Source organism: Salinihabitans flavidus, from assembly GCF_900110425.1.
In the GTDB taxonomy this organism is placed as follows: domain Bacteria; phylum Pseudomonadota; class Alphaproteobacteria; order Rhodobacterales; family Rhodobacteraceae; genus Salinihabitans; species Salinihabitans flavidus.
The window spans coordinates 1-1,533 of record NZ_FODS01000072.1; the positions used below are offsets into that span (position 1 = coordinate 1).

At 66.5% G+C, this 1,533-nt stretch carries 3 protein-coding genes; all 3 read right to left on the reverse strand.

Translation table 11 applies throughout. The features are described from left to right. The coding region (locus tag BMW66_RS19810; protein WP_093120885.1) for a ZIP family metal transporter at positions 1-592 on the reverse strand (592 nt) is incomplete at its 3' end. 75 nt (positions 593-667) lie between these two features. After that, on the reverse strand, positions 668-1,120 hold the full coding sequence (locus BMW66_RS19815) for a sll1863 family stress response protein (protein WP_093120887.1): 453 nt from the start codon (positions 1,118-1,120) through the stop codon (positions 668-670). 10 nt (positions 1,121-1,130) lie between these two features. Further along, positions 1,131-1,418, reverse strand: a complete 288-nt coding sequence (locus BMW66_RS19820; RefSeq protein WP_093120888.1) for a sll1863 family stress response protein — start codon at positions 1,416-1,418, stop codon at positions 1,131-1,133. Positions 1,419-1,533: the final 115 nt, after the last annotated feature.

A 1,533-nucleotide genomic window follows, 5' to 3' on the forward strand; every position in this document is an offset into this window, starting at 1 on the left:
GGCCAACGGGCAGAAAGGGTCGGAAGGTTTCGACGAACAGATACGCGGGCGCGGCCATGATCGGCTGCGGCAGGCTGGTGAAGATCGCCCAGAGCGCGGCCTTCCAGACGGGTGAGCCGCGCGGCACCAGCACCAACGCGATGGCCAACCCCTCGGGCACGTTGTGAAAGGCGATGGCCGTGGTGATGTAGGCGCCGAGCCCCTCGGAGCCGGCGAAGGACACGCCGACGCCCACGCCCTCGGCAAAGGAATGCGCCGTCATGATGCCCAGGATCAAGAGCGCCTTGGCCGCGCCTGCGCCCTGCAAGTCGGCCACTTCCACGTCGCCCGCGCCAGACAGGAGTCTGTCGGCCAGAACGATCGCGCCCAGCCCCGCAAGCACGCCCACCAGCGTCAGCGTGATGTCAAGCGACACGCCTTCGGCGATCAGGCTGTGGCTGGCGGCCAGCATCAGCCCGGCGGCGGCGGCGTTCGACCAGCCCATCGTCCGGTCGCCAACCTTCTTGACGAACAGGAAAGGCAGCGCGCCGACGCCGGTCATGATCGCGGTGAGAAGCGCCGCCGCGACGACGATCCAAAGGGCTGTGTCCATGGTGCTTCTACAGAAATGTTTCGGTTCGATGCTTCGCCGCCCGCGAACCTTGCGCAGGCGGCATGGGCCGGACGGTCACTTGTTGGAGGCGTCCTCGTCTGCCGCACTCCACGCTTCTGAAAAGGCGCCCCAGGCGTCCGAGAAGCCGGTCTTCAGTTCGTCCCAGGCGCTGCTCGCGCCGGACTCCAGCGCGCCGTAGCGCTCGCCGAGGCGATTGCGCGCCTGCCGCAGGTCACGCAGCCGCGCTTCGGCGGTCGCGCGCGCGGCGTCGGACATCTCCGACCAGTTCTCGCGCAGGGCCTGCTCGCGCCGCTCGATCTCGGCGTCGAGCTGGTTCAGCGCCTCGCGCGCCTCGGTCAGCGCCTGGTCGCGCTCCTGCTGGGAATAGGCCGCTATGGCGTCCATCGCGTCCGAGATTTCCGCGCGGACCTCATCGGCGGTGGTCAGCGCGTCCGTCTCCTGCGCGGCGGCGGGCATGGCGAGCAGAGCGGCGAGCCCCGCCGCCCGCAGGGTATCGAGGAAGGTCATCGGCATGTCCTCACTTGAAGCGGGCCATGGCGCTGTCGAAGGCGCCCGAGATGCTGTCCCAGGCCTTGTCGAAGCCCGCCTTCATGTCGTCCCAGGCGTCATCGCTGGCTTCGCGCATCTCTTTCAGCTTCGCCTCGGCCTCGTCACGCTGCGCGCGCGCCTCGTCAAGCTGCTTCTGCGCCTCGATCTTCGCGTCTGCGCTCGACTCGTCGACCTGCGCCTTCATCTTGTCAATCTCGGCGTTCCATTGATCGATCTTCGCCTTGGCTTTTTCGATATACGCGTTCTTGTCGGTCATTTGAGTGATCCTTCTGCCCTTAGATGTCACATCCCGCGTGATTATACGGTCGTTTCTTGAAGATTTCTGGTTTCTGGCGATGCCAGTCCTTGAGCGCGTCGATGGGCGTTCGGCC

What these genes read in the sequence shown, in the direction of transcription:
- BMW66_RS19815 (WP_093120887.1), bottom strand. Translation starts at nt 1,120, where the DNA reads ATGACCTTCCTCGATACCCTGCGGGCGGCGGGGCTCGCCGCTCTGCTC.
- BMW66_RS19820 (WP_093120888.1), bottom strand. Translation starts at nt 1,418, where the DNA reads ATGACCGACAAGAACGCGTATATCGAAAAAGCCAAGGCGAAGATCGAT.